This window comes from Collinsella sp. LCP21S3_C7, from assembly GCF_052118485.1.
In the GTDB taxonomy this organism is placed as follows: Bacteria; Actinomycetota; Coriobacteriia; order Coriobacteriales; family Coriobacteriaceae; genus Collinsella.
Map to the genome: position 1 here is coordinate 23,124 of NZ_JBQKHC010000016.1, position 26,194 is coordinate 49,317.

Here is a 26,194-nt window from a genome sequence, read left to right on the forward strand (position 1 = left end):
GCAGCTATAGCAGCCCAAAGTGCTTTGCGGCGTTGTAAATTCCGTCGTCGTCCACGGCGGTCGTCACGTAGCTCGCCGCAGCCTTTACCGTGTCTTGCGCGTTGCCCATGGCCACGCTCGTACCCACGGCGGCAAACATCGACAGGTCGTTCTCGCCATCGCCAAAGGCGATCGCCTCGCTCGCGTCGATGCCCAGGCGCTCCAGCGTCGCCGCCACACCCAGGTCCTTGCCGCCGTTGGCCGGAATAATGTCGCAGAACAGGTCGCACCAGCGCGTGGTGAGCGAATGCGACACGGCATCGGTCACGATATGCTCGTCGGCAGGATCCACAAAGGCGCAAAACTGGTAAACCGGCGCATCGAAGGCGTGCTCAAACGGCTCCTCGTGGTAGACGATTCCCGCGTTGCTACCGGCCGTCACCACGCGCTCGGACAGGCGGTTCACAAACGAGTTCTCGCCCTGCATGCACAGTGAGTCATAGCGTCCCTCGGCCACCTGGTCCACAATCACCGCAACGTCGTCCGGATCAATCGGGCAGCTGCGGTAGACGCCCTCGGCATCAAAACAGTGCTGGCCCGAAAGCGTAATATACGCATCCCAACCCAAGTCGAACAGCCAATCCGGCATCTGGTAGGTCGGACGGCCTGTGGCGATCACGCACGCGATCCCCTGCTCGTGAAAGCTGTCGAGCACTTGCTGCGCCGACGCCGGAATCCGGTGCGTCTTAAAGCTCAGTAGCGTGCCGTCGATATCGAAAAACGCGGCTTTGATCATCCTCGTCTACTCCTCGCCCTCGAGCTTCTCGCTCGCCTCGAGCCACGCCATCTCCAGCTCGTCCATAGCGGCGTGAGCCTCGTCGATCTTTGCCTGCTGCTCGCCCAGCGCCGTGTAGTTGGTGGGGTCGACCTGAGCCATCGCGGCCTCGGCCTCCTCCACGCGAGCGCGCTGCGTCTCCATCTTGCGCTCGAGCGAGCTCACCTCGCGGCGGAGCTTCTGGCGCTCGGCATTGGAAAGGCCATTGGGCTGACCGCTCGCCTTGGGCTTTTCGGCCGCAGCTGCCGCGGCACCGGTGTCAAACGTGCCGGTCTTGGCACTCGGCGCACCCACGGGCTCGCCCTCGGCGGTGGCATTGCACAGGCGCAGGTACTGGTCGACGCCGCCGGGCATATGCGTCAGGTGACCATCGAGCAGCGCCCACTGCTGGTCGGTCACGCGCTCCATCAAAAAGCGGTCATGCGTTACCAGAATCAACGTGCCGGGCCAACCATCGAGCAGGTCCTCGACAATCGCCAACATGTCGGTATCCAGGTCGTTGCCGGGCTCGTCCAGGATGAGCACATTGGGCTCGTCCAGGATCGTCAGCAGCAGCGACAGGCGACGGCGCTGTCCGCCCGAAAGATCGCCGATACGACTCCAGAGCTGCTGCGTCGTAAAGCCCAGACGCTCGCAGAGCTTCTCGGGCGAGGTCTCCTTGCCATCGATAACGTAGTACTTCTTGTAGTTGCTGAGCACCTCGCGGATCGTGTCGCCCATGTAGGGCTCGAGCTCCTCGAGCTGCTGCGACAGCACGCCAAAGCGCACCGTCTGGCCAATCTTCACGCGGCCGCGCAGGGGCGCGATCTTGCCCTGAATCACATCGAGCAGTGTGGACTTGCCGGCGCCGTTCTCGCCCAAAAGACCATAGCGGTCGCCCGCACCAATGAGCCAGGTCACGTCGGAGAGCACTTGCTTGGGCGCGCCGTCGGTATCGGCATAGCCGGCGTCCACGTCGACCACGTCGATAACCTGCTTGCCCAGGCGACTCACCGCCAGGCGCTTGAGCTCCAGCTCGTCGCGCACGGGCGGCACGTCGGCGATGAGCTCGCGAGCGGCCTCCACGCGAAACTTGGGCTTGGTGGAGCGCGCCTGTGCGCCGCGGCTCAGCCACGCGAGCTCCTTGCGCGCCATGTTGCGACGGCGCTCCTCGGTAACGGCGGCCATGCGGTCGCGCTCTACGCGCTGAAGGATGTAGGCGGAGTAGCCGCCCTCGAAGGGGTCGACCTGGCCGTCGTGGACCTCCCACATGCTGGTGCAGACCTCGTCCAAGAACCAACGGTCGTGCGTGACCACGAGCATGGCGCCCTGGCCTCGCTGCCAGCGGGCCTTTAAGTGGCGCGCAAGCCAGTTGATGGTGCGCATGTCCAGGTGGTTGGTGGGCTCGTCGAGCATGAGCACATCGTAGTCGCCGATCAGCAGGCGCGCGAGGTCCACGCGGCGGCGCTGGCCGCCCGAAAGCTCGCCCACCGTGCCCTCCCAGGGCACATCGCTAATAAGGCCAGCCAGAATCTGGCGCGTACGCGGGCTCGACGCCCATTCGTACTCGGGCGTGTCGCCGACGACGGCATGATGCACGGTGTCGGTATCGACCAGGTTGTCCTTTTGGCCGAGCAAACCAATCGTCGTGTCGCGGCGATGCGTCACGCGTCCGTTGTCGGGCTCCAGTGTGCCGGCGAGCACACTCAGCAGCGTCGACTTGCCGTCGCCGTTTTTGCCGACGATACCAATACGGTCGCCCTCGCCCACGCCGAGCGTCACGCTATCGAAAATATGCTTGGTGGGAAACTCTAGGCTGACGGAATCGCATCCCAAAAGAATCGCCATATGCCCTGCTCCTTCGTAGAAATTCAACGTTGTCCATGATAGCAGCGAGCCCCGCCCCAAAACCTACCAAAAAGGGACAGGTTTATTTTGGCAGGTTTTATCTGGGCAAACGTCAGAGCAGTCCAAGGGCACTCCGTGGTAAAACGTTAAACCTGCCAAAATAAACCTGTCCCTTTTTGGTAGGTCGACGGCCGCACACGACACAAAAAGGCGGGCCATCTCCCGCAGGAGATGACCCGCCTCTCCAATCAGTCCCGCAGCAACCATGGCCGCCGCGGGCCTCAAGCATGTCCCGGACTAGGAGAACATGCCGGTGAGGTAATCATTCAGCCGCTTATCCTTGGGCCGTTGGAAAATCTCGTCGGTCTCGTCGTACTCGACCATATCGCCCATGTAGAAAAACGCCGTGCGGTTGGACACGCGCGACGCCTGCTCCATGTTGTGCGTCACGATGACGATGGCGCGATCGGCAACAATCGATGACATCAGGTCCTCGATTGCCAGCGTCGAGATGGGGTCGAGCGCCGAGCAGGGCTCGTCAAACAGAATCACATCGGGATTGAGCGCCAGCGTGCGCGCAATGCACAGGCGTTGCTGCTGGCCGCCCGAAAGCGCGTAGGCGCTCTTGTCGAGCTTGTCCTTGACCTCGTCCCACAGCGCCGCGCCGCGCAGGCTTTCCTCGACCATGCGATCGAGCTCGTCGCGGTCAGTAATGCCGTGGCGTTTGGGCGCAAACGTGATGTTGTCGCGAATGGACTTGCGAAAGGGGTTGGGCTGCTGGAACACCATGCCAATGGAGCGACGCAGCTCGTAGGTGTTCTCGGTCTTGGTGTTCACGTTGCGCCCGCGATAGTTGATCTCGCCCTCCACGCGGCAGCCGCGAATCTCGCGATTCATAAGGTTGAGGCTGCGCAAAAAGGTCGACTTACCGCAGCCCGAAGGCCCGATGAGCGCCGTGATCTCGCCCTTGTGAAAATCGAGCGACGTATCGTGCAGCGCATGGTGGTCGCCATAGTAAACGTTGACGTCCTTGGTGGAAAGCACGACCTCGTCGCTCACCGCTTTGCCGCTTACGCGCACGCGCTTCTCGCTCTCCCCCACGCTCGACAAAAAGTCCTGGGTCTCGGACGCGGCCGCCTCGGTTGCGGGCGTTGCATTTATTTCGCTCATTCGGCCGTCATCCTCCTTGCCAGTTGCTTGCCCACGATACGGGCGACTACGTTAAACAGCAGCACGCAGATCATCAGCAGTGCCGCGGTGCCCCAAACAATCTGCTGTGCCTCGGGGCTGCCCTCGCCATAGATCTTATAGATGTGCACGGCGAGCGACTCACCGGGGCGGAACACGTTCCAGGCGCAGGTGGGACTCGACAGGTTAAAGCTCAAGAAGTTCAGACGCACCGGCGAGCTCATGCCCGAGGTAAAGAGCAGCGCCGCGGCCTCGCCAAACACACGGCCGGCCGAAAGCACGATACCGGTCACGATAGCGGGCATGGCCTCGGGGATCAGGATGTGCAGCGTGGCCTCCCAGCGGGTGAGGCCCATAGCCAGGCACGCATCGCGCTGGGCCTGCGGCACGTCCTCGAGCGCCTGCTGGATCACGCGCACCAGGATGGGAATGTTGAACATGGTGAGCGCGACGGCGCCGGAGATGATGGAGTACTTCCAGCCCAGCTGCACCGAGAATACCAGAAAGCCGAACATGCCGACGACGATGGAAGGCAGCGAGGACAGCGTCTCGATGGCGGTGGAGGCGATGTCGCGGATGGGGCCGTCCGGCGCGTACTCAACCAGGAAAACCGCGCCGCCCAAGCTGATGGGCACCGAGATACCTAGGGTGATTAGCAGCAGATAGAACGAGTCGAACAGCTGGTAGAGCACGCCGCCCTGGGTTCCGTTGGCGCGCGCGGGCTGCGTGAGAAAGCCCGGCTGGAACAGCGTCGAGATGCCCTCGAACAGGATATAGGCCACCATGGAGACGACGATGAGCATGACGATGGCGACGATTGCCGTCAGCACGCCCGTGGCAATGCGGTCCTGCTTTTGGACGCGCCTGAGTCTCGCCTCGTCGATATGAATGCGCGTGCTAGCCACGAGCCTTCGCCCCCTTGCGGCCGATAAGGTGGATGATCAGGATAAAGATGAGGCTCATGCCCATCAGCAGCAGACCGAGCGCCCACAGGACGTCGTCTTGGGCAGAGCCCTCGGCATAGACCGCCATAGACGTGGTGAGCGTGGTGGTGATGGTGGACGCCGGCGACAGCAGCGACGTCGGCATGGCCTCTATACCGCCGATAACCATGCGCACGGCGAGCGTCTCGCCAAAGGCGCGGGTCATGCCAAGGATGACCGCGGTCATGAGCGACGGCATGGCGGATTTGAGTACCACGTGCCAGATGGTCTGCCAGCGGGTGTAGCCCAGCGCGAGCGAACCCTGACGGTAGCTATCGGGCACGGCACGCAGGCCATCGACCGAAAGGGTGGTCATCGTCGGCAAGATCATGACGGCCAGCACGATGGCGCCGGGCAAGATGCCCAGGCCCGTGCTCACGTGGAAAACGCTCTTCATAAGACCGACGACCACGTGAAAGCCGACCAGGCCAAAGACGACCGAGGGAATGCCGGTCAAAAGCTCAATAAGCGGCTGAAACACCTTGGAGCCAAACTTAGGGCTAATCTCGACCGCAAAGATGGCAGAGCCGATGGCGATGGGCAGCGCGATAAGCGTGGAGAGCACCATGACCGCAAACGAGGTGACGATCAGGGGCAGGGCGCCGGTATAGGGCAGGCCGTTTTCGGCCGTGTTGGCCAGGTCCCACTTGGTGCCGGTAAAGAACTCGACGACCGAAACGCCGTCCTTGAGAAAAGCCGAGAGGCCCTTTTGGGCGACCATAAAGATGAGCGCGGCAACGACAAGCGTCACGAGCGCTACGCACGCGCCCGTGACGCCCAGGCCCACGTTCTCAAGGTCGCGCTTTGGCAGCTGTTTTGCCATTGCAAACCTTTCCGGGGCGATTACTTATTTAGCGGAGACCTTGCCGCTGGCGTCCTTGACGACCTTCATGGCAGAGACAGGGATAAAGCCCTGTTCCTCGACGAGCTTGCCCTGGACGTCGTCGGAAAGCATGAACTCCAAGAAGGCCTTGGTGGCATCGTCGGCGTCCTTTGCACAGTACATGTGCTCGGTCGCCCAGATCTTAAAGGAGTCGTCAGTGACGTTTGCGCTCTTGGGCTCCACGCCCTCAACCTTAATGGCGTTGAACTTGGAGTCGTCGAAGTGCGAGAAGTCGAGGTAGGAGATGGCGTTGTCGGTGCTGGCCATCTGAGTCTGGACGTCGCCGGACTTGTCGAGCTCGGCGTCGCCCTTAAAGTCGACGGCCTCGTCACCAAAGACGGCGGCCTCGAAGGTGGCGCGGGTGCCGGAGCCGGCCTTGCGGTTGAGAACGACGATGGTGGCGTCGTCGCCGCCGACCTCCTTCCAGTTGGTGATCTGGCCGGAGAAGATGCCCTTGAGCTGCTCGAGGGACAAGTCGTCGACCTTCACGTTCTTGGAGACGACGGGACCCATGCCCACGACGGCGACCTCGTGGTCGACGAGGTTTTTGACCTGGTCGGCCTCGAGCTTGGTCTCGGCGAAGACGTCGGAGTTACCGATGGTGACGGTACCGGCGGCAACGGCGGTCAGGCCCTTGCCCGAACCGTTGCCCGAGCCAGAGACGGAGACGTCCGGGTTGGCGTCCATGAACTTCTCGGCAGCGGCCTCGACGAGAGCCTGGAACGAGGAGGCGCCGTCGTAGGTCACCTCGCCGGAGACGGACTCGGCAGCGGCGCTGCCCTTGTCGGCGGCGTTGGAAGCGCCTGCGCCGCCGCAACCAACGAGGCCGAGGCCCACGAAGCTGGCAAGACCACCAGCGAGGCCGAGGAACTGACGACGAGAATAAGCCTGATCGAGCATGATCTTCCTTTCATACATGCGACTCGCGGGCACCCTGCCCGCTTTGCTGTTTGGAAAGATACGGCCTCGATCGGGCGGTGCCCGCGCCAACTGCGGATTCTTACGGGCATTTGATAGACCCTTACCGCAAGCGCGACTCGGCTTTACAAACGAATAACAAACCCGCCCCCAAGCATGGCCCGCCTTTTACACCAATAAAAACAAAGTTGCGGTGAAATAGTTCCTGCTTGGCCATCAAATGGCCCATTCTAGGAACTATTCCATCGCAACTTAGATTAGGGAACCGCGTAACCTTAAAGCTCTAATTCATTCAAACGGAGGATCGCAACAATATAGATCTTGAGCGCCTGCTTGAGCTGTTCCTCGTTGGCGCACTCGTTGGGGCCGTGCATCTGGCCGCCCCATGCGGGCAGCTCCAGGCCGGTTTCCTCGGGGCCAAACGACACGGCGCGGGCAAAGTTGCGCGCGTACGTGCCGCCGCCCATGGCAAAGGGCTCGGCATGCTTGCCCGTAAACTCGTTATAGGTATCAATAAGCGCCTTCACGGCCGGATCGTCGGCGGACACCGAGAACGGCACCTTTGCACGACCCACACGGCACGTCACGCCAAAGCGGCCCACGAGCGGCTCGAGCTGCTCGCAGATGGTATCGGCGCTCGTGCTGTCGGGGAAACGTACGTCGATGACCTGCTCAATATGGCCATCCATCACACGGATAACACCGGGGTTGCACGTGAGCGGGCCAAACGCCGGGCTCGTCGCGTCGATACCCAGGCCGTGGCCATAGGCATCCGCATGTACAAAGGTCAGAAACTTGACAAACTCGTGCTCGGCGGGCGTCAGCAGGCGCTCGTCGCGTGCGCCAAACGCGTCCTCGGCCTCGCGCAGATACGCCACGATGAGGCCGACGGCATTGATCGTTCCCTCGGGCATCGAAGCGTGGCCGCCAATACCGTGGGCGAAAAGCTGCGCATGCCCGTTATCGAGCGCCGTGATCTCCAGGCGGTCGGCGTTCTCAACGGGCGCCGGCAGCTCATCGGCGGCAATCGCGAGCTCGCAGATAGACTGCGACGGAATGGCGTTGCTCGCCTCGGCACCGCTCCACGATACGATGCGCCCGCCGTCGATCTTGGAGCTCACAAACGTCGCCCCAAACTGGCCCTTCTCGGCATTGCAGACCGGGAACTCGGCATCGGGCGTAAACAAAAAGTCGGGGTCTGCGTGGTTCTCCAGATAATGGTGAACGTCGGACATGCCCACTTCCTCATCGCAACCCAGCAGCGCGCGGAAGGTATAGCGCGGCACAATGCCGTGCTTGATCAGGTAGGCACCGGCGTAGAGCGACAACACGGCCGGGCCCTTGTCGTCGATCACGCCACGACCGAGCAGCCAGCCCTCGCGGCGCTCCATCGCAAACGGGTCGGTGTTCCAACCGGGACCGGCGGGCACCACATCCACATGGCAGATGGTCGCAAGCTGCTTATCGCCGCGGCCGGGAATGTCGGCGATGCCCACATAGCCCTCGTCGTCGCTCGTCTGGTAGCCGAGCTTTTGCGCAATGCCGAGCGCGCAATCGAGCGCATCACGGACCGGGCGGCCAAACGGCGCACCGGGCTCCGCATGGGCAGCAACGGCCACGGACGGATAGCTCACCAGCTGCTCGATATCGGCAACGACATCTTCCCAGATCTCGTCGACATACTCGGTAACGCTCTGCTCCACCTGATTCATGGACGACCTCCTTACCAATGAGCGACGGCCACACCCGCCCCTCGCATAACGTCATTAGATGGCGAAAAGTTTAGCAAGCTCGGCCACCGAGTGCACCGCTGCATCGGCACCCGCTGCCTCGTGCTCGCCCGGCACCGCCGCGCCCGAATAGATGCCAATGCACGGCACGCCCCTTGCGTGCGCGCCCTCCACATCGTTAAAGCGATCGCCAATCATCACGGCATCGTCCGCCGTCGCGCCGAGCGCCGCCAGGGCATCGCGAACCGAATCGGCCTTGGTCTCACGCCCCTGCGGCGGATTCATACCGACCACCGCCTCAAACTGCGAAAGCCCCAGCTCGCCCACCATGTCGATGCACTTTGCCTCCATGCGCGACGTCGCCACGGCCAAGTGATGCCCCTGGGCGGCCAGGCCATCGAGCAGTTCGGGAATTCCATCGAACACGGGGTACTCTTCCGGTCCCAGCTCATCAAAAAAGGCACGGTACTCGTCGGCCACCACAAGCGACTCCTCGCGCGAGAAGCCGTAAAAGTCGTGGAAGCTCTTCCACAACGGAGGCCCGATCATGCGGCGCAGGTCACCCATCTGCGCCTCAGAAAACCCGCGCGCAGCCAGCGCTTTACGCGTCGAGGTCATCACCGCCCGGCCCGTATCGGCCACCGTGCCGTCAAAATCAAACAGCACGACCGGCCGCTTGCATATCTCCAGTGCCTCCACCGACATCCCTCTTCCCCCAGTTGACGATTTCCACACCGAAACTTCAACCTGTTGACTATTCAACAATTGAACCTAGCAATGTGGAGCGTCTCTACTATACTTGTCGCACTTTGCTCTCAGAAGGCGGCGCGCAAGCGCCCCAACGAAAGGTGCAATTATGTCTTTTGCCATCATAACCGACTCCACGTCGGACATCTCCCCCGCCCGCGCCCAAGAGCTCGGCATTTACGTGATTCCGCTTCATGTGATTATCGAAGGCGAAGACCTGCTCGACCAGGTGCAGGCCAGCTCATGCAGATGCTCAATACTCGCCTGACCGTTTCGCCGGAGTGGAAATCGGGCAAGATCAAGGCGATCAAAAAGGGTCGTGGCGCCAAGCGCATCGTCGCCAACCAATCCCTATTCCACCGCAACTTGGAAGCAGTTCATTTGGGACGGGGCCAAAAAGACTGATATCAAACGTTTCAGACCAGTCTTTTTAGCCCCGTCCCATTTTACCTACCCTACATCAGCCCGCTCAGGGCGATGTCGACGGCCTCGTTGAGGTCATCGGTGATGTGGACGAGATCTGGATCGAGTGGGCTGATCATGCCGGCATCCATCACCGGGCCGTTGAGCCAGTCGAACAGGCCCTGCCAGTATTCGCTGCCCACCAAAACAAGCGGCATGCGCTTGACCTTGTGCGTCTGCACCAGCGTGAGCACCTCAAACATCTCGTCGAGCGTACCAAAACCACCGGGAAACACGATGGCGCCCGAGCTGTATTTGACAAACATGGTCTTGCGCACAAAGAAGTAACGGAAGTCCATGCCGAGGTTCACGTATTTGTTGAGCCCATGCTCGTGCGGAAGCTCAATACCCAAGCCGACCGACTTGCCGTTGGCGCTCGCCGCTCCCCTGTTGGCCGCCTCCATAATGCCAGGACCACCGCCGGTGATAACCGCCACGCCGCGCTGCGCGATCTTGCGGCCGACCGTGCGCGCCGCCTTGTAGAGCGGATCGGTCTTGGGCGTGCGGGCACTGCCGAAGATGGTCACCGCGGGCCCGAGCTCGGCAAGCGCGCCGAAGCCATCGACAAACTCGGCCTGAATGCGCAGCACACGCCACGGGTCGGCGTGCAACCAGTCAGTCGAGTCCTCGGGCGCCAGCAGGTTGGCGTAGGTGTTGTCCTTAGGAATCATAGGGCCGCGCATAACCACGGGGCCGCGTCGGTACGTCTCGTCGTAGGCCGGCTCGCCCTCGACGTTCTCATTCTTAATCATGGGATACTCCTATCGAAAATAGAAACGGGCGGGGTCGACGCCATGCGTCAAACACCCGCCCGAACATCAACCATTCGGTATGGTACCCACGATGCACCAAGCGCTTGCAAGGCATCGGTCAGAGGTCGTGCAACCGATGCCGACGCATGCGATGCCCGGCGCCGGTTACGCACGGTCGATTGGCACGTAGCCTCGACACAGCGCGAGCGCCCCCGCAAGCGCACCCGCAGCTCTTAGTAATCCACTGCCGCGGGGCTGTTCATCCAGTCGCTCACGAACGCACCGTAACGGCCCTCGATAATGGCCTGGCGGGCACGCTGCATAAGGTTGAGCAGGTAGTAGATGTTGTGCATCGAAAGCAAAATGCCGCCGAGCATCTCCTTCTGCGTGACCATGTGGCGAATGAGCGCACGGCTGTAGCCGCCCGTGCACACCGGGCAGGTGCAGGTGGGATCGATGGGGCCGTCGTCGTGCGCAAAGCGGGCGTTGCGGAAGTTAAGGCGACCCTCGCTCGAGAACGCCGTCCCCATGCGGCCGGTGCGCGTCGGCAGCACGCAGTCGAACATGTCGATGCCCACGCCTACACCACGCACGAGCGTCGTCGGGTTGCCGACGCCCATCAGGTAGCGCGGCTTATGTTTGGGCATGTACTCGCTCGCGAGCGGTGCCAGCGTCTCAAACATGGTCTCGTGGTCCTCGCCCACCGAGTAGCCGCCAATGCCGTAACCGGGGAAGTCACCGCACTCCTCCAGATGGCGCAGCGAACGCAGGCGCAGGTCCAGATGCATGCCGCCCTGAACGATGCCAAAGAGCGCCTGGTCGTCGCGGGTATGAGCTTTATAGCAGCGCTCGGCCCACATGCTCGACAGCTCAACGGCGCGCTCAACGTAGGCGCGCGTGGCGGGATAGCCCGGGCACTGATCGAGCTGCATGCAGATGTCGGAGCCGAGCTTCATGGCGATTTCCATGTTGTCCTCGGGCGTCCAGAACACGTGGCGGCCGTCGTAGTCGTTGACGATAAAGCGCACGCCCTCGTCGGTGAGCTTGACGGCGTCGTTGTGGCTGAACACCTGGAAACCGCCGGAATCAGTGAGGATGGGGCCATGCCAGTTCATAAACTTGTGCAGGCCACCCAACTCGGCGATGGTGTCCTCGCCGGGGCGCATGGACAGGTGATAGGTATTGGCGAGCACGATCTGGGCGCCGAGCTGTTTGACAGTCTCGGCAGGAATGCCCTTGACGTTTGCCTTGGTGCCCACGGGCATAAAGATCGGCGTCTCGATGTCGCCGTGCGGGGTGTGCAGCACGCCGGCACGCGCATGCGTCGTCGGATCCTCGGCGATCAGGTCGAATTTAAATAGGCTCTGGTCCATAAACTGGAACTCCTTGGTTGCGGTTCATACGCAAACCATTATAAAGACCGCGGCAGGTGAACGGCATAACGTCTTTGGGAGAAGGAAATGTCAAGCGCAAACTGAATAGAGCGGCCGTATTTTTGCTATCCAAGCGAGCCATCGAACACGTTTTGAAACTTTGCTGCGGCGCGCGGGATGCCGGCGCGAGACTTTATCATAGGGTGACAATCAACGATGAGGAGCACATGCCTATGACAGACGAGCTGGACCCCCAGACTCAGCAGCATATTGATGATTCCGCAGACGCCGTCGACGACTGCAGCACTCCTACCTGCGTCGCCGCTTCCGTCGATGCATCCGCCAAAGATGCGCACGCCAGTGCGGATAAGGCAACAGACACAGGCGATACTGTCGAGCATGACGAAGGCGAGCAACCGGAGTCGAACGACGCCGAGCCCGACGCGGACCCCGCGTCACAGGCGGCAGGCCCCATCGAGGTATCTTCGGAAGAAGAGCTCGATGCCGTCATGGACTCCATGATGGATGCCGTCAAAGCGATGAAAGACGCCGTGGCCGACGCCGATGTGGACGTCGAAGAAGAGAAGGCCGCCGAGGCCGCATCGACCTTCGTGCCTGGCGAGACCCCCGTTGCCGACCAAGGCAGCACCGTACCTTCGTTCTTACAGCTCGAGCACCCTACAATTGGCGCAGATGCAGTTGACCCGCACACTGCCGGCTTTTCCGTGATCGAGGGTGGCACCGGCAATATCGCCACGTCGCAGGCGCCCGATGCGGGTACGGCCGACGCCGGTCACCCGACCGCTCCACACGCCCCTGCAGCCAGCCGCGATCTGGGAACCGCCGTCTCAAATACAGCAAACGCCGTAGGCACTTTTATCGTCCAGGGCGCCTCTGCCATGCGCGAGATGAACGCCGCAAAGAAGGCGCTCGCGGACGCTCGTGCCCACCTGGCCGAACTTGATCAGCGCATCGCCGATCAAGGCGAGGAGCTCGAGACGCGCCAGGATATCGCAGACCGCTACGACCAAATCGTCGCCGAGCAGCGCCACGCTATCGACACGGCACAAAAGGCCGCCGCGGCGGCAGAAATCGGCCGCGATACCCATGCCGCCAAGACAACAGAGCTCAAAGCGCAGCTCGAACAAATAAAAGAAGAGGACGACGCCACCGAGCGGCGTCTCAAAGCCGCACTCGATGCCGTCGAAGCGCGCGAAGCCAGCTCGCGCGAGACCGGTAACCGCCTCGTACGACGTCTCGAGGATTCCAAGCGCATCCGCGACAAGGTGAAGGCCGAGCGCGACGCCGGCGTTGCCGCAGCGCAGCAAACCGTCGACGCCACGCGTGCTCAACTCGAAACGTTGCGCCGTGAGTATGCCGAGCTGCAGCGCAATCCCTCGGCAAATCCCGCCAACTATACGGTGCGCACCAGCGAGCTTTCGATGCAGATCTCCGACACGGCTGATGCCCTGCGTAAAGCCGAGGAAGATGTCCCGCGCATCACCGCCGATCTTGAGCACTCGCTCGCAGCCGCCGAGCACGCCGTCGAGCAGGCGCAAGCCCCCATCGCCGACGCCAAGCGCGCCCATCAGGCCGTGACGGCCGAGGCCGATGCCGCGCGCGACGAGCTGCAGACCGCAAAGGCGGCCGCTGCAACACGCCAGCGCGAATTACGCGAGAAGATCGTCACCGAGGACAAAGCGCGTCAAGAGCAAGAGCAGGCTATCGCCAATGCCCAGGCGGACGTCGCGCATGCGCAGTCGATCATCGAGCAGGCGACCGAGGTGCACAACCATCCCGAGATCACCGAATCGCTCGCGGGCTCCCTGGCTCGCGATAAGGACGAGCGTGCCGAAACCGAGCGCGAAGTGGCTCAGCTCGAAGCCGCCGAGAACGACGTGCGCGAGCGCACCCGCGACTCACGCGTCAAATTCACCGGCGCAATCGTCTGCATTGTCACCGTAATCCTCGTGATCGTCCTGATCTGGCTGTTCGCGAGCAAGTAAACCAGCTGCCAAAAAACACTCACCGCAACGTTTTGATTGGTGCAAAGGGGCCAGGCCACTTTGCACCAACTTGGTGCATATAAAGCAGTCCCCATTGCACCAACAACGTTTGCCCAGATAAAACCTGCCAAAATAAACCTGTCCCTTTTTGGCAGGTTGAACCACGGCAACGCCAATGTTTTGGCGAAGTCAGCGAAAACCCGCCAGAACGGCAATCTCTTGACAACCAAAGAAATGCCGATGTTTTGCCAGCGACAGCGAGCGGGTCGCATTTGAGGCAAGGTGACGTGAAACGAAAGGGCGCTGACCTTCTGGTCGCGCCCTTGAAGTTGAACGTCAGATTGTCCAAATGCGGCCCGCGCAGCGTCGAGCAGTTACGCGGTTCGTAGAACCGCGTAACTAACAAATGAGCATGGCGTCGCCAAAGCTGAAGAAGCGGTAGCGCTGCTCGATAGCGGCGGCATAGGCATCCATGATCTGATCGCGGGTGGCAAGTGCGCTCACGAGCATCATGAGTGTGGAGCGCGGAACATGGAAGTTGGTGATCAGCGCGTCGACCACGTGATAGGTCGAGCCGGGCATGAGGTAGAGCTGCGTCGTCGCGTTCTCGCGCGCCACGATGTCACCACGGCCGAGCGTGTCGGCCCCGTCCTTACGGCCCTCAAAATAGCGCGCCGTCACAGCCGGATCGGACACCGGCGCGTCCGCGTCAAACGCACTCTCGAGCGAGCGGACTGCGGTGGTACCGACAGCAATCACGCGATGCCCCTCGGCCTTAGCCTTATGCACGGCGTCGACAACCTCCTGCGACACGTGATAGCGCTCGGTGTGCATCACGTGCTGCGTGGGGTCGTCCTCCTCCACCAGACGGAAGGTATCGATGCCCACCTCGAGCTCGACGGCGGCAAACTTCGCACCCTTGGCCTCGATAGCGGCCATGAGCTCGGGAGTAAAGTGCAGACCCGCCGTGGGAGCGGCAGCTGAGTGCTCCTCCTTCATGGCGTAGACGGTCTGGTACTTCTCGGGATCGCCCTCGTAATCGGTAATGTAGGGCGGCAGCGGCACGTGGCCGGCAGCATGGATAGCCTCATCGAGCGTGCGCGGGTCGCCGGCGGCATTGCAACCGGTCGGCTCAAAACGCACCAGGCGGCCGCCGCGGCTATCGGTGACAAAGTCGACGACCTCGGCCGTCAGCACCACGGGCGCGCCCTCGGGCGCATGGGCGCCACCGGCGCGATACTCAATCTGAGCGCCGGGCTTTAGGCGCTTGCCCGGTTTGACCAAGCACTCCCAAACGTGACCCAGCGGATCCACGTCCTCGCGGCGCTTGAGCAGCAGCGTTTCGACCACGCCGCCCGAGCCGGCCTTGCGACCGATAAGGCGGGCCGGCATCACGCGCGTCTGGTTGATGACGAGCACGTCGCCCGGCTCGATATAGTCGATGATGTCGCGGAAGATGCGGTGCTCGACGGTGCCGCCATGCTCCAGTGGCGTTCCCGCCTGGGAGCCCTTGCGATCCACCACCAGCAGGCGGCAGGAGTCGCGCGGCTCAGCAGGAGCCTGGGCAATCAGTTCCTCAGGAAGGTTGTAGTCAAAATCATCGGTACGCATAGACACGTCGAATACTCCTTATATAGCTAAAATCCGCTCTACATCCTAGCAGGCTGCCAGCCCAAAAGAACTACTTTTTGGCGGCTTTGCGCTCGTCGCGGATGCGGGCGCGGTCCATGGCCGCCTCGACGGCCGAGAAGCGGCAACCACAGTAGTTCTGCCGATACATGCCCAGCTCGCGCGAACGGCGTGTCGCCTCGGGATAATACGGGCGAAAATCGCGAATCACCGGGGTGAGACCATGTGCCGCCGCCAAGCGCTCAAGCACGTCATTGCAGGTGTCGAACAACTGATACGGCGAGACGGCGAGCGTCGTGCCCACAAACTCAAACCCGCACTCCTGGGCCACACGGCATGCCTCGGCCAGGCGCAGGGCATAGCACGCACGACAGCGACGGGGTCGATCGGCGCCCAGCGGGGCCACGCCGGCCTCCCAGCGCTCGCGGTCCTCCCCCGCCTCGATGAGCTCGATGTCGCCATCGGCACACCACCGGCGCAGCTCGTCCAAGCGGCGCTGCCATTCATCGCGCGGCTGAATATTGGGGTTGGTCCAGCAAATCGTGGGCTCAAACCCCTCCTCACGCAGCAGACGAACCGGCTCCAGCGAGCACGGCGCACAGCACGCATGCAGCAGCAGCGGCTTCATGGACATCTCCTCCCAATCTTTGCCCAGGGTAGTCTTTTTGGGACGGGGCTATTTTGACTACTTTTAACGTCAAGCAGTTCCAAATACCTGCATCAACAGGAAAGTAGTCAAAATAGCCCCGTCCCAAAAAGACTACTGACCAAAAAAGCGAACGCCAAAGGACGTGTCCTCGCAGGCGACAATGCGGCGGTCGCGCAAAATGGTCCGCACGTAATACCAGTCGCCCACACAGCCCGACAAATGCAAGCCGGCTGCCAGGTAGCACAGCAGCGGATAGCCCGAAAACGCAAACCCCAGGGTAAACGCTGTCGTCACGACAACCGTCGGCGCCAGACAAACTGCCATGTACCGCCGGCGCGAATACACCACGCCCTCGGCGCAGGCGTAAATCATGCACGTCTCGAGGTTCGCCCCGAAGGTCACCTGCGCGCCCGCAGGAGCCAGCAGCTTAAAGAACACCCCGTGCACCAACTCGTGCACGGCAAATGACGCCGCCGAAACCGCAGCCAAGCCGACTATCCAGCCCAAGACAGCCGTCCAGCCACCCGCGTCAGCCGCATCCAAGTCCGCGGGCCCACCCAGCAGCATAAACACCGGCACCAGGCACACGGCAAATGCGCCAAGCACGGCCATCCCCCACACAAAGCAAGCGTGCAGGAAATCCTCGTCTTCAAACGCATGTATGTTGGAAATCTCATTCATAGCATCTTAGGATAGCGCCCCTGCCACGTACCCGTCCGCATGTGCGATAATGTCGAACGATATGCACGAATTGACCACCGCGTCGCCAGGCCTTGCGCCCGGCTGCGCTCTCACCATATGCGAAGGAGTCCCATGGCATCCAAATACTCCATGAACGACCGTCCCAGCTGGCCCCGCCGCGCCATCGTTACCGCCGGCGAGCCCTATGGCAACAAGGGTCTTCACTTTGGCCACGTTGGCGGCGTCTTTGTCCCGGCCGACTTCTTCGCCCGCTTCCTGCGCGACCGCCTGGGCCGCGAGAACGTCATCTTCACCTCGGGCACCGACTGCTACGGCTCGCCCATCATGGAGAGCTACCGCAAGCTCAAGGAGAACGAGGGCTACGATAAGTCCATTAGCGAGTATGTCGAGTCCAATCACTCCCGCCAGGCCGCGACCCTCAACAACTACAACATCAGCTGCGACATCTACGGCGGCTCGGGCCTTGAGCCGGCGGCCCAGATTCACAACAAGGTGACCGCCGAGATTATCGAGCGCCTGCACGAGCAGGGCACCATCTCCAAGCGCTCTACCCTTCAGTTCTACGACGCCAAGGCCGGCACGTTCCTCAACGGTCGCCAGGTCATCGGCCGCTGCCCCATCCAAGGTTGCAAGTCCGAGAAGGCTTATGCCGACGAGTGCGACCTGGGCCACCAGTTTGAGCCCGAGGAGCTCATCGCGCCCAAGAGCCAGCTCACCGGCGAGGTGCCCGAGCTGCGCCCGGTCGACAACCTCTACTTCGACCTGCCCGCCTACCTCGACTTTATGAAGACCTATACTGCCAAGCTCGCCCAGAACCCGCAGGTTCGCTCCGTGGTCTCCAAGACCATGGAGGAGTGGCTGCTGCCGGCACAGCTCTACATCCAGAACAAGTTCCGCGAGGCCTTCGACGCCGTCGAGGACCAGCTCCCCGAGCACACCGTGCTGGAGCCCGAGGGCAACAAGAGCAGCTTTACCGTCACCTTCCCCAGCTGGAAGGAGCGCGACGACGCCCACGCGGTGCTCGCCAACGGCGGCGTGCGCTTCCGTAGCGGCAAGGCGCTCGTGCCCTTCCGCATCACCGGCAACATCGACTGGGGCGTTCCGGTGCCCGAGGTCGATGGCGTCTCCGATGTCACCTGCTGGTGCTGGCCCGAGAGCCTGTGGGCGCCCATCAGCTACACCCGCACCGTGCTCGCCCGCGATGCCCGCGCCGCCGGCGTGACCGAGGGCGTCGCCGCCCAGGATGCCGCCCTCATGGGCGAGCCCGCCGCCGATTCCACCCAGGTCCCCGCACCCACCTACCAGCACAGCTCGCTCGACTGGCGCGACTGGTGGTGCTCTGACGACGCACAGATCTACCAGTTTATCGGTCAGGACAACATCTACTTCTACTGCATCGCGCAGACCGCCATGTGGGAGGCCCTGGGTTGGAACCTCACGCAGAGCACCGTCAGCGCCTGCTATCACCTGCTCTACATGGGCAAAAAGGCAAGCTCGTCCTCGCAGACGCCTCCCCCGCCGGCAGACGACCTGCTCAACCACTACACCTGCGAGCAGATGCGCGCGCATTGGCTGTCGCTCGGCCTGTCCGAGAAGCCGGTGAGCTTTAGCCCCAAGGCATATGACACACGCGTGACCGGCAAGGACAAGGACGGCAACGAGGTGCGCGCCTGCGACGACAAGCGCGTTATCGACCCGGCCCTTAAGGAGAGCGCGCTTTTGACCGGCGTGTTCAACCGCCTGGCCCGCAGCTGCTTCTACGGCGTCGCCGTCAAGGAGGGCGACGAGAGCCCCTACCGCAACGGCTGCATCCCCGCCGGTGCCGCCTCCGCCACCGTGGTCGAAGCCGCCGAGCAGGCAGCTCTCGCCTTTGAGCAGGCCATGTACAAGTTCGAGACGCACCGCGCGCTCGCCGTGTGCGACGACTACCTGCGTGCCGCCAACAAGCGCTGGAGCGACGCCTCCAAGGCCGCCAACAAGCTCGAGGGCGAGCCAGCCAACGCCGCAATGACGCAGGCACTGGTCGACGCCTTTACCGAACTGCGCGTGGCGACCGTGCTCATGCACGGCATCGTCCCGGCCGGATGCGAGCTCATCTGCGAGTACTTCGACGTTGACCCGGTCGCCTTCTTTAGCTGGGACAACATCTTTGCCTCCACGGATGAGTTTGTGGAGAGCCTGGGCGAGAAGCCCGGCGAGCACCGCGTGAAGCCGCTGCCCCCGCGCTTCGACTTCTTTAGCAAGCACGAGAGCCAGTACTAGACAAACGCCAAGGCAGAGTAGTCAATTTGGGACGGGGCTATTTTAGCTACCCCGTCCCAAATTTAACTGCAACGCCTGCCGAAACGGACGGGCAGCTAAAATAGCCCCGTCCCAAATTGACTACTTTAAATGGAATGGGAAGGAAAGACGGATGTCCAAGCCGCGTCGTCGTAAGCAGAAAAAGCAGGTTAAGCCCGAGCTCAAGCTTAGGCAGTTTGCCGCTACCGAGCTTTCCGACCAGCTTGCCGCCCAACACTCCGCCGCCGACCTGCCGCGCTTTCTGGTCGACACGGTCGCCGGCGCCTATGCGCCTGCCGATGCCGAGCTCATGATCGAAGGCTTTGGCGCCGCTGCCACGCGCCCGGTCACGCTGCGTGCAAACACGCTCAAGGCGACCGCCGAGGACATCGCCGCCGCGCTCGACGCAGCCGGCATCGCCCACCAAACCGTTGCCTGGTACCCGGACGCTTTCATCCTGCCCGAGGCCCAGGTATCCGATCTGTGGGATCTCGACATCTACCGCAACGGCAAAATCTATCTGCAGAGCCTGTCGTCCATGATGCCTCCTTTGGTGCTGGGCGCTCAGGCCGGCGAGGATATCCTGGACATGTGCGCGGCCCCCGGCGGCAAGACGACGCAGATCGCCGCCCTCACCCAGGGACAGGCGCACCTCACCGCCTGCGAGATGAGCATTCCCCGCGCCGAAAAGCTCGAGGCCAACTTGGGCCGCCAGGGCGCCAAAAACGTGCCCGTCATGCGCATCGACGCACGCGAGCTTGACGAGTTCTTCCGCTTTGACCGCATCCTGCTCGACGCCCCCTGCACCGGCACGGGCACCGTCATCAGCGGCAACGAGAAAAGCCTGCGCGGCCTGACCGAGCAGCTGCTCTGCAAGTGCGCCCGCTCGCAGCGCGCGCTTCTGGACCGCGCCATGGGCGCCCTCAAGCCAGGCGGCACGCTCGTCTATTCGACTTGTTCGATCTTGCCGCAGGAAAACGAGGACGCCCTGCAAGAGGCCCTCGACAAACACATGGACTGCGAGCTCATCCCCCTCGACGGCACGCCGAGTGAAAGTGAAACGCGCCGTGCTCAGGAAGCTGGCGAAGAGCCACGCGTCGAGAGCAACGCCCTCACCGAGGCCATCGCCACCGGCCACGTCTCGACCGTCGCCAACGGCATGCCCGGCACGCTGACCATCCCGCCCAGCCGCGACTTTGAGGGCTTCTACATCGCTCTGATCCGAAAACGCAGCTAGCGCACGGACCAACTCAACTAGCTATCTCCGTGCGCGCTTGTCCTGCTGGTCCTTATGCCGCGCAAGCGCTTCACGCTCCTTGCGCTCGGCTCTTTTGCCCTTAATGGCCGTAACCACAAAGTAGATGACCGCGGCGGCTACGATTGCGCCCACGCATAGGCCAATCGAGCCCAATAATGTCGAGATTTCCATACCGCGTCACCTCTCTTTTGTATACGGGACATCCAAGATAGCACCTCAAAACCTGCCACCACAGCTCCTTCACGTTCGCGGCCCTTCAGTCTAACGGATGGCGCGGCGGGGAAAAATCAACACGTCAAACGTTTTAGCAACGTAGCGCCGGTCGCACGCTGCCGACCGCACATTATAGAAACGGACCGCAATGGATTCTCTCAACGATTTGAACGAGCGTGTTGACGCTTTTGTCGCCACCAGCTCCTTCGACACGCCCGCCGCGACGAACGACCAAGCCCCCATCGATGTTCCCGCCGAGGTTCACGAGGACATCGTCGCCTCGGTCGATTTCTCAGAGGTTGAGCTTGCGGACGAATTTACCGAGCCCCAGGTGGCCGTAACCCCCAGCGGCCTTTTGCCCATGGAGCCGCTGCCCATCGACGGGCGCCTGCGCAAGGCGGCCCTCCGCATGCCCGATGAGATTGAGGAGGCCAGCGGCTTTACGCTCTTTGGACGCCGCATCAAATCGCTCATCTACACCACCGACGTGGCGGTCATCCGCAACTCCAATGCCGACGCCGTGTTTGCCGTCTACCCCTTCACGCCGCAGCCCGCCATTACGCAGGCGCTGCTGACTGTTGCCGAGTGCCCGGTCTTTGTGGGCGTTGGCGGCGGCACCACCACCGGTAAGCGCTCCGTGCAGATGGCGGCCGTCTCCGAGATGCAAGGCGCGGCAGGCTGCGTGGTCAACTCCCCCGCTACCGCCGAGATGGTCGAGCACATCACCAACATCGCCGACATCCCCGTCATCGCCACGGTCGTTCGCTGCGATGACGATGCCCACGCCAAGGTGCGCGCCGGGGCCAAGATCCTCAACATCGCCGCCGGCAAAAACACACCCCAGGTCCTACGCGAGCTGCGAGAGCACTATCCCAGCCTGCCGCTCATCGCACCGGGTGGCAAGACGCCCGAGAGCATCCGCGAAACCATCGCCGCCGGCGCCAACGCTATCATCTGGACGCCGCCTTCGGCCCAGCAGCTGCAAACCGACATGATGGAGCGCTACCGCAAGATGAAGGAAGACGCCACACCTGTCATCTCGCGCGACGATGTGCCCATTATCGACCAGGTCGCCGCCGCCGAGGTCAGCCAGGTCGAGAATATGAATCCCGACGTGCCGATTCCCGACGAGGTCATCGAACGCGTCGCCTCGATCCACGATCATATCGAGGAGCGTCGTGCCAACCGCGGACTCAAGCCCTCGCTACACGGCTTTTTCTTCCGCGGAAAGAAACGCTAGCAAAACATCTTGGCCCGCCCCGCAAACAACGGGACAGGCCTTTTTCTGTTATCAAATGTCAGGAGGACAGGCGTAGCCGTTAAAACCGTCAGCCAGCCCACAAACGTTAGTCCACGCGCTTGTCGCCCATAAAGAAGAGCGCCACCGTACCAGGTCCGGTATGCGAGCCAATCAGAGCACCGATGTCATTAATCTCAATCTTGCCTTTAAGCTGCGGAACCTGTTCCTCGATCAGCGCCGCAACTGCCTCGGCATCCTCGCGACACGCCGAGTGCGACATGATGCACTTACCCGAATAATCCGCACCGCCCTGCACGTGTGCCATCATGGTCTTAGCCATCTCGGAAATCGCACGCTTCTTGGTGCGAATCTTCTCACGCGGCGCCAGCTCACCTTCGCAATCGACCGTCATAAGCGGGCAAATCTTGAGTGCCGTGCCGATAATCGCGCTCGCAGCCGAAATGCGACCGCCGCGCAGGTAGCTCGACAGATCGGTCGAGAAGAACCAGTGGTGAAGGTTGAGTTTATGCTCCTCAATCCAAGCGGCCGTCTCGTCGAGCGAAGCGCCGCCATCGCGAACGTCGGCGGCACATTCCGTCAGCAGGCCAAGGCCCGAAGACGCCGCCAGCGAATCGATGACGCGCACCTTGCCGCCCTGGGGATAGCGATCCGCGAGCATCTGCGCCGCAACGCAGGCCGATCCATACGTGCCCGAAATACCCGACGACAACGTCAGGTGCAGCACGTCTTTACCCTCGGCAACAAGCGGCTCCCAAAACTCCTCGTACTCACCCACGCTCACCTGAGACGTCTTGGGCATGGCGCCCGCGGCAATCTGAGCAAAAAACTCGTCCGGCGTAATCGACTGATACAGATCGTCCGTATAGACAACATCGTCGATCTCGTAATGAAAACACACGACAGGAATATTGCGCGACGCAAAGAACTCACGGGTTCGATCGGCGGCGGATTCACAGGTCAGGACAAAATCACTCATATGAGGCTCCTTACTCATTGTTGCGCAAATTATCGCACAGCATGCGTGAATACGGTACAAATGTCCGTTATTTACCAAATTGAACCAAAGGTAGTGAACATCTTTACCGCCATCATCTCTAGCGATCCCGGAGGTATGCGCCTGCAAAAACGACCCTACGTCTCCACTCAACCGCCATATCTACCTCGACTAAATCGATTTAGCAAACCGTTCGGCCAACAATTCAATCTCCTAACCCCAATCGAAACAAAAGCAGCGCATACTGATAAACGCTTGACGCTGTTTATCAGTTTTACCAACCACATCGGAAGGTGTTTCATGGTCGCATTCGATCGCAATCCGCAAGACTTCAAGTATCTGCGCCTGCTGTCGAGACAGTTCCCCACCGAGCAATCCGCATTCACCGAGATCATCAACCTCTCGGCCATCCTCAACCTGCCCAAGGGCACCGAGCATTTTATGAGCGATGTGCATGGCGAGTACGAAGCCTTTATGCACATCCTCAACAACTGCTCGGGCGTCGTGCGCGAGCATGTCGACGAAATCTTTGGCGACACGCTCTCCTTTAACGAAAAGGGCGAGCTGTGCACGCTCATCTACTACCCGCGCGAGAAGATCGATCTGGTCCGCAGCCGGCACGAGGACTCGCCCACCTGGTACAAGACCATGCTCAACCAGCTCATTGTGGTTGCCCGCTCGCTTTCGAGCCGCTACACCCGCTCCAAGGTACGTAAGGCCATCCCGCGCGATTACGCCTACATCATCGACGAGCTGCTGCACACGCATCCGGACGAGAACAACTACCGCGTGCGTTATCACGAGCGTATTATCGAATCCATCTTGGAGACCGCCAGCGCCGACGACTTTATCGAGTCGCTCGCCTCGCTCATCAAGCGCCTCGCCGTGGACCACCTGCACTTGGTGGGCGACATCTTCGACCGCGGCGGCGGCGCGGCCAAGATTATGGACCGCCTGCTCACCTATCATTCGCTCGATATTCAGTGGGGCAACCACGATCTGCTGTGGATGGGCGCCGCTGCCGGCGAGCCCGCCTGCATCGCCACGGTGCTACGCAACAACCTGCGCTACGACAACTACGAGATTCTTGAGAACGACTACGGCATCTCGCTGCGCGAGCTTGTCGCCTTTGCCAACGCCACCTATACCGCCGGCGAGCCCATCAGCCCGCTCATCAAAGCCATCAACGTTCTGCTCTTTAAGCTCGAGGGCCAGATTATCCAGCGCCACCCCGAGTTCGACATGGCCGACCGTCTTCTGCTCGACAAGGTCGATCACGACACCGGCACGGTCACCCTCGCCGACGGCAGTGTGTGGCCGCTCACGACTAACGACTTCCCCACCGTCGATCCGGCGGACCCCTACACGCTCACGCCCGAGGAGCAGCACATCATCGACAAGCTCGTGTCCGAGTTTGTCACCGCCGATCATCTGCATCGCCACATCGATTTCCTCTATACCCACGGCTCCATGTATAAGGTCGCCAACGGCAATCTGCTGTTTCACGGCTGCGTACCGCTCAACGAAGACGGCACCTTTAGCAGCATGAACTGCCTGGGTACCTGGCACGCCGGCCGCGATTATTTTGATTTTTGCGACTTTATCGCCCGCCGCGCCTGGCGCGTCGGCGACCGCGATGCCCTCGACTGGATGTGGTACCTGTGGATCGGCTTTAACTCACCCGCCAGCGGACGCGTGGTGCGCACCTTCGAGCGCGCCTACATTGCCGACAAGAGCACATGGGTCGAGCCGATGGACCCGTACTACACGCTCACCACGTCCTCGTCCGTTTGCGACGACATCATGCGCGAGTTTGGCGTCGCCCCCATGGCTTGCTCGCCGACGGGCCATATCATCAACGGCCATACGCCCGTCAAGACCACCAAGGGCGAGCAGCCCATCCGCGCCAACGGAAAGTTGCTGGTCATCGACGGCGGTTTCTGTCGCGCCTACCACCCCAAAACGGGCATCGCCGGTTACACGCTCATCTCGAGCTCGCGCGGATGCCGCCTCAAGTCGCACCAGGCCTTTACCAGCGTTGCCGAGGCGCTCACCCGCAACATCGATATCGAAAGCGAGACCAACCGCTTTGACGAGGCCGACCGGCGCCGCATGGTGAGCGACACCGATACCGGCGTCAAGATTCGCAGTCAGATCCAAGACCTGCGCCAGCTCCTCGATGCATATAGAAACGGTGCTATCGAGGAGCGCGCCTAGCCCCGCCTGCGGGAATTGGTTAAACTTGCTGGGTTTGTCATCCCCGCGGCGCCCCGGCGCCACCCTAAGGCAGGTACCATGCAAAAGCTCCTTGCGCAGATCATAAAGTTTGGCGTCGTCGGCGTCGTTGCCACCGTCATCGACTTTGGCATCATGAATCTGCTCCACTACGGCCTGGGCCTCAACATCTTGATCGCCAACACCAGCGGTTTTATCGTCTCGCTCATCTTTAACTACGTCGCGAGCATGAAGTACGTGTTTGCACACAAGGAGGGCATGAGCCGCCGCCGCGAGTTCATCATCTTTGTCGTGCTATCCGTTATTGGCCTGGCGCTCAACGACGGCATCGTGCTGGCCCTCAACGCCGGCCTGGGCCTCGAGGCCAATATCGCCAAGATTTGCGCTACCGCACTCGTCATGGTCTACAACTTTGTAACGCGAAAGATCTTCCTAGAGGGCGAGCAGACCAAATAGCTCGGCCTCCTCGTTGCGCCACGGGACCTGCGGATGACGCGCGTCAAGCGCTGTGTTATTCGCGGGCCTTGCTCGTTTACGGGTAGATTTGCAGCGTTTGCGGATTACCTCTTGAATATTTGGCGAGTTCGTATAGTTCTTGCCAAAGACCTTACGTTTGCCATGCAAAAGCTCTAAAGTATCTCGTTGCTCGATTCATCAACGCATTGGATGTGATTACGTGCGCAACGCGCTGGCACAACCTCATACCAAGCAGTTCCTCAAGTTCGCTGTCGTGGGTCTTATCTCCTTTGGCGTCGACTGGGGCATGCTTATTGCGCTCGTCGAGCTGTTCCACCTCGACTTTTTGATGAGCACGACGGTCTCGTTTACCACGTCCGTCGTGGTTAACTACTGGCTCAGCATGAAGTACGTGTTCGACCATCGCGAGGGCATGAGCCGTAAGCGCGAGTTCACGATCTTTACCATCCTGTCGGTGATCGGTCTGGGCCTCAACGACCTATACATGTTTGTGGGCGTCACGTTTTTGAGCATCGGCTACCAGGCTATGAAGGCCATCGCCACGTTCCTGGTCACCTGGTACAACTACTTTAGCCGTCGCTTTTTCCTCGAAGGCGCACGGTCGTAGTCAGCCAAACATACCCTTGCATTCGCAACCGGTTGGAATTCCCATTCCAGCCGGTTTTTTGTTTGCAGAGTCTGCCGAGGAAGGCGGGCTACGGTGGGACTGCGGACGATTTCCTGGACCGCTAAATCGCGGCCATCCCCAGCGACGACCGGTAGTCGTCCGGTGTCGCGCCACCGAGCGCGTCGCTTGCCCGCTCGGAGTTGAAG

General features: G+C 61.5%; 24 protein-coding genes. 9 read left to right on the forward strand and 15 right to left on the reverse strand.

Translation table 11 applies throughout. From position 1 onward, the window contains the following. Nucleotides 1–4 precede the first annotated feature (4 nt). The 8 genes from ACTQ1E_RS06785 to ACTQ1E_RS06820 form a co-directional block, all read right to left on the reverse strand. On the reverse strand, nt 5–775 hold the full coding sequence (locus tag ACTQ1E_RS06785) for a Cof-type HAD-IIB family hydrolase (RefSeq protein WP_441565467.1): 771 nt from the start codon (nt 773–775) through the stop codon (nt 5–7). 6 nt (nt 776–781) lie between these two features. Next, a complete protein-coding gene (locus tag ACTQ1E_RS06790; RefSeq protein ID WP_441565469.1) occupies nt 782–2,641 on the reverse strand; it encodes an ABC-F family ATP-binding cassette domain-containing protein in 1,860 nt (619 codons plus the stop codon). Between the two features lie 297 nt (nt 2,642–2,938). Continuing rightward, nucleotides 2,939–3,811, reverse strand: coding sequence for a phosphate ABC transporter ATP-binding protein PstB (gene pstB / locus ACTQ1E_RS06795; protein ID WP_427719562.1), 873 nt, complete (start codon nt 3,809–3,811; stop codon nt 2,939–2,941). Further along, nucleotides 3,808–4,734 carry a phosphate ABC transporter permease PstA gene (gene pstA / locus ACTQ1E_RS06800; RefSeq protein ID WP_427795763.1) on the reverse strand — a complete coding sequence of 309 codons (927 nt, stop codon included), beginning with the start codon at nt 4,732–4,734 and terminating at the stop codon, nt 3,808–3,810. Before pstA ends, pstB begins: the two co-directional genes overlap by 4 nt. Continuing rightward, a complete protein-coding gene (gene pstC / locus ACTQ1E_RS06805) occupies nt 4,727–5,635 on the reverse strand; it encodes a phosphate ABC transporter permease subunit PstC (RefSeq protein ID WP_427719566.1) in 909 nt (302 codons plus the stop codon). Before pstC ends, pstA begins: the two co-directional genes overlap by 8 nt. A 24-nt stretch (nt 5,636–5,659) precedes the next feature. Next, nucleotides 5,660–6,595, reverse strand: coding sequence for a phosphate ABC transporter substrate-binding protein (locus ACTQ1E_RS06810; protein ID WP_154515770.1), 936 nt, complete (start codon nt 6,593–6,595; stop codon nt 5,660–5,662). 293 nt (nt 6,596–6,888) lie between these two features. Continuing rightward, the gene (locus tag ACTQ1E_RS06815) at nt 6,889–8,325 is read right to left on the reverse strand and encodes a M20 family metallopeptidase (RefSeq protein ID WP_441565471.1); all 1,437 of its coding nucleotides are present in this window, start codon (nt 8,323–8,325) and stop codon (nt 6,889–6,891) included. A 54-nt stretch (nt 8,326–8,379) separates the two neighbouring features. After that, nucleotides 8,380–9,048, reverse strand: coding sequence for an HAD hydrolase-like protein (locus tag ACTQ1E_RS06820; RefSeq protein WP_441565473.1), 669 nt, complete (start codon nt 9,046–9,048; stop codon nt 8,380–8,382). A 151-nt stretch (nt 9,049–9,199) separates the two neighbouring features. Here ACTQ1E_RS06820 and ACTQ1E_RS06825 point away from each other — a divergent pair, with 151 nt between their 5' ends. Next, complete coding sequence (locus tag ACTQ1E_RS06825) at nt 9,200–9,358, forward strand: DegV family protein (protein WP_441565475.1); 159 nt, start codon at nt 9,200–9,202, stop codon at nt 9,356–9,358. Further along, nucleotides 9,334–9,495 carry a hypothetical protein gene (locus tag ACTQ1E_RS06830; protein ID WP_441565477.1) on the forward strand — a complete coding sequence of 54 codons (162 nt, stop codon included), beginning with the start codon at nt 9,334–9,336 and terminating at the stop codon, nt 9,493–9,495. Before ACTQ1E_RS06825 ends, ACTQ1E_RS06830 begins: the two co-directional genes overlap by 25 nt. Nucleotides 9,496–9,545: 50 nt before the next feature. Here ACTQ1E_RS06830 and ACTQ1E_RS06835 read toward each other — a convergent pair whose 3' ends face one another. Both ACTQ1E_RS06835 and tgt read right to left on the reverse strand, forming a co-directional pair. Then, on the reverse strand, nt 9,546–10,304 hold the full coding sequence (locus tag ACTQ1E_RS06835) for a TIGR00730 family Rossman fold protein (RefSeq protein ID WP_427719574.1): 759 nt from the start codon (nt 10,302–10,304) through the stop codon (nt 9,546–9,548). A gap of 233 nt (nt 10,305–10,537) precedes the next feature. Further along, nucleotides 10,538–11,677: a tRNA guanosine(34) transglycosylase Tgt gene (tgt, locus tag ACTQ1E_RS06840; protein WP_441014862.1), complete on the reverse strand. Its 1,140-nt coding sequence runs from the start codon at nt 11,675–11,677 to the stop codon at nt 10,538–10,540. Nucleotides 11,678–11,910: 233 nt separating this feature from the next. Between tgt and ACTQ1E_RS06845 the strand changes: the two genes are divergently transcribed. Further along, nucleotides 11,911–13,683: a hypothetical protein gene (locus ACTQ1E_RS06845; protein WP_441565479.1), complete on the forward strand. Its 1,773-nt coding sequence runs from the start codon at nt 11,911–11,913 to the stop codon at nt 13,681–13,683. 399 nt (nt 13,684–14,082) lie between these two features. Here the strand turns inward: ACTQ1E_RS06845 and queA are convergent, their stop codons facing one another. The 3 genes from queA to ACTQ1E_RS06860 form a co-directional block, all read right to left on the reverse strand. Beyond that, nucleotides 14,083–15,294, reverse strand: a complete 1,212-nt coding sequence (queA, locus tag ACTQ1E_RS06850; protein ID WP_441565489.1) for a tRNA preQ1(34) S-adenosylmethionine ribosyltransferase-isomerase QueA — start codon at nt 15,292–15,294, stop codon at nt 14,083–14,085. 70 nt (nt 15,295–15,364) lie between these two features. Further along, complete coding sequence (locus tag ACTQ1E_RS06855) at nt 15,365–15,940, reverse strand: epoxyqueuosine reductase QueH (RefSeq protein WP_441048256.1); 576 nt, start codon at nt 15,938–15,940, stop codon at nt 15,365–15,367. A 132-nt stretch (nt 15,941–16,072) separates the two neighbouring features. Further along, a complete protein-coding gene (locus tag ACTQ1E_RS06860) occupies nt 16,073–16,642 on the reverse strand; it encodes a DUF3267 domain-containing protein (RefSeq protein WP_427719827.1) in 570 nt (189 codons plus the stop codon). Nucleotides 16,643–16,774: 132 nt separating this feature from the next. Here ACTQ1E_RS06860 and ACTQ1E_RS06865 point away from each other — a divergent pair, with 132 nt between their 5' ends. Together ACTQ1E_RS06865 and ACTQ1E_RS06870 are read left to right on the forward strand one after the other, a co-directional pair. Beyond that, the gene (locus ACTQ1E_RS06865; protein WP_441063465.1) at nt 16,775–18,925 is read left to right on the forward strand and encodes a methionine--tRNA ligase; all 2,151 of its coding nucleotides are present in this window, start codon (nt 16,775–16,777) and stop codon (nt 18,923–18,925) included. Between the two features lie 151 nt (nt 18,926–19,076). After that, a complete protein-coding gene (locus ACTQ1E_RS06870; protein WP_441565481.1) occupies nt 19,077–20,180 on the forward strand; it encodes an RsmB/NOP family class I SAM-dependent RNA methyltransferase in 1,104 nt (367 codons plus the stop codon). A 21-nt stretch (nt 20,181–20,201) separates the two neighbouring features. On the opposite strand, the gene ACTQ1E_RS06875 is transcribed toward ACTQ1E_RS06870, so the two are convergent. After that, complete coding sequence (locus ACTQ1E_RS06875; RefSeq protein WP_441565483.1) at nt 20,202–20,372, reverse strand: hypothetical protein; 171 nt, start codon at nt 20,370–20,372, stop codon at nt 20,202–20,204. 190 nt (nt 20,373–20,562) lie between these two features. On the opposite strand from ACTQ1E_RS06875, the gene ACTQ1E_RS06880 reads away from it, so the two are divergent. Beyond that, complete coding sequence (locus ACTQ1E_RS06880; RefSeq protein ID WP_427728970.1) at nt 20,563–21,654, forward strand: hypothetical protein; 1,092 nt, start codon at nt 20,563–20,565, stop codon at nt 21,652–21,654. A 106-nt stretch (nt 21,655–21,760) separates the two neighbouring features. Here ACTQ1E_RS06880 and ACTQ1E_RS06885 read toward each other — a convergent pair whose 3' ends face one another. Further along, nucleotides 21,761–22,651, reverse strand: coding sequence for a DegV family protein (locus ACTQ1E_RS06885; RefSeq protein ID WP_441565485.1), 891 nt, complete (start codon nt 22,649–22,651; stop codon nt 21,761–21,763). 318 nt (nt 22,652–22,969) lie between these two features. Here ACTQ1E_RS06885 and ACTQ1E_RS06890 point away from each other — a divergent pair, with 318 nt between their 5' ends. The 3 genes from ACTQ1E_RS06890 (at nt 22,970) to ACTQ1E_RS06900 (ending at nt 25,988) form a co-directional block, all read left to right on the forward strand. Continuing rightward, nucleotides 22,970–24,886, forward strand: coding sequence for a fructose-1,6-bisphosphatase (locus tag ACTQ1E_RS06890; RefSeq protein ID WP_441565487.1), 1,917 nt, complete (start codon nt 22,970–22,972; stop codon nt 24,884–24,886). Nucleotides 24,887–24,964: 78 nt separating this feature from the next. After that, nucleotides 24,965–25,360, forward strand: coding sequence for a GtrA family protein (locus ACTQ1E_RS06895; RefSeq protein WP_427728966.1), 396 nt, complete (start codon nt 24,965–24,967; stop codon nt 25,358–25,360). Between the two features lie 220 nt (nt 25,361–25,580). Next, nucleotides 25,581–25,988: a GtrA family protein gene (locus ACTQ1E_RS06900; protein WP_370450581.1), complete on the forward strand. Its 408-nt coding sequence runs from the start codon at nt 25,581–25,583 to the stop codon at nt 25,986–25,988. Nucleotides 25,989–26,194: the final 206 nt, after the last annotated feature.

Bases quoted from the DNA above. Each gene is read 5' to 3' on its own strand.
- ACTQ1E_RS06845 (WP_441565479.1), top strand. From the start codon at position 11,911: ATGACAGACGAGCTGGACCCCCAGACTCAGCAGCATATTGATGATTCC.
- queA (WP_441565489.1), bottom strand. From the start codon at position 15,294: ATGCGTACCGATGATTTTGACTACAACCTTCCTGAGGAACTGATTGCC.
- ACTQ1E_RS06890 (WP_441565487.1), top strand. From the start codon at position 22,970: ATGGTCGCATTCGATCGCAATCCGCAAGACTTCAAGTATCTGCGCCTG.
- ACTQ1E_RS06835 (WP_427719574.1), bottom strand. From the start codon at position 10,304: ATGATTAAGAATGAGAACGTCGAGGGCGAGCCGGCCTACGACGAGACG.
- ACTQ1E_RS06855 (WP_441048256.1), bottom strand. From the start codon at position 15,940: ATGAAGCCGCTGCTGCTGCATGCGTGCTGTGCGCCGTGCTCGCTGGAG.
- ACTQ1E_RS06875 (WP_441565483.1), bottom strand. From the start codon at position 20,372: ATGGAAATCTCGACATTATTGGGCTCGATTGGCCTATGCGTGGGCGCA.
- ACTQ1E_RS06790 (WP_441565469.1), bottom strand. From the start codon at position 2,641: ATGGCGATTCTTTTGGGATGCGATTCCGTCAGCCTAGAGTTTCCCACC.
- ACTQ1E_RS06820 (WP_441565473.1), bottom strand. From the start codon at position 9,048: ATGTCGGTGGAGGCACTGGAGATATGCAAGCGGCCGGTCGTGCTGTTT.
- ACTQ1E_RS06810 (WP_154515770.1), bottom strand. From the start codon at position 6,595: ATGCTCGATCAGGCTTATTCTCGTCGTCAGTTCCTCGGCCTCGCTGGT.
- ACTQ1E_RS06860 (WP_427719827.1), bottom strand. From the start codon at position 16,642: ATGAATGAGATTTCCAACATACATGCGTTTGAAGACGAGGATTTCCTG.
- pstC (WP_427719566.1), bottom strand. From the start codon at position 5,635: ATGGCAAAACAGCTGCCAAAGCGCGACCTTGAGAACGTGGGCCTGGGC.
- pstB (WP_427719562.1), bottom strand. From the start codon at position 3,811: ATGAGCGAAATAAATGCAACGCCCGCAACCGAGGCGGCCGCGTCCGAG.
- ACTQ1E_RS06895 (WP_427728966.1), top strand. From the start codon at position 24,965: ATGCAAAAGCTCCTTGCGCAGATCATAAAGTTTGGCGTCGTCGGCGTC.
- ACTQ1E_RS06815 (WP_441565471.1), bottom strand. From the start codon at position 8,325: ATGAATCAGGTGGAGCAGAGCGTTACCGAGTATGTCGACGAGATCTGG.
- ACTQ1E_RS06830 (WP_441565477.1), top strand. From the start codon at position 9,334: ATGCAGATGCTCAATACTCGCCTGACCGTTTCGCCGGAGTGGAAATCG.
- ACTQ1E_RS06865 (WP_441063465.1), top strand. From the start codon at position 16,775: ATGGCATCCAAATACTCCATGAACGACCGTCCCAGCTGGCCCCGCCGC.
- ACTQ1E_RS06785 (WP_441565467.1), bottom strand. From the start codon at position 775: ATGATCAAAGCCGCGTTTTTCGATATCGACGGCACGCTACTGAGCTTT.
- ACTQ1E_RS06885 (WP_441565485.1), bottom strand. From the start codon at position 22,651: ATGAGTGATTTTGTCCTGACCTGTGAATCCGCCGCCGATCGAACCCGT.
- tgt (WP_441014862.1), bottom strand. From the start codon at position 11,677: ATGGACCAGAGCCTATTTAAATTCGACCTGATCGCCGAGGATCCGACG.
- ACTQ1E_RS06880 (WP_427728970.1), top strand. From the start codon at position 20,563: ATGGATTCTCTCAACGATTTGAACGAGCGTGTTGACGCTTTTGTCGCC.
- ACTQ1E_RS06825 (WP_441565475.1), top strand. From the start codon at position 9,200: ATGTCTTTTGCCATCATAACCGACTCCACGTCGGACATCTCCCCCGCC.
- ACTQ1E_RS06870 (WP_441565481.1), top strand. From the start codon at position 19,077: ATGTCCAAGCCGCGTCGTCGTAAGCAGAAAAAGCAGGTTAAGCCCGAG.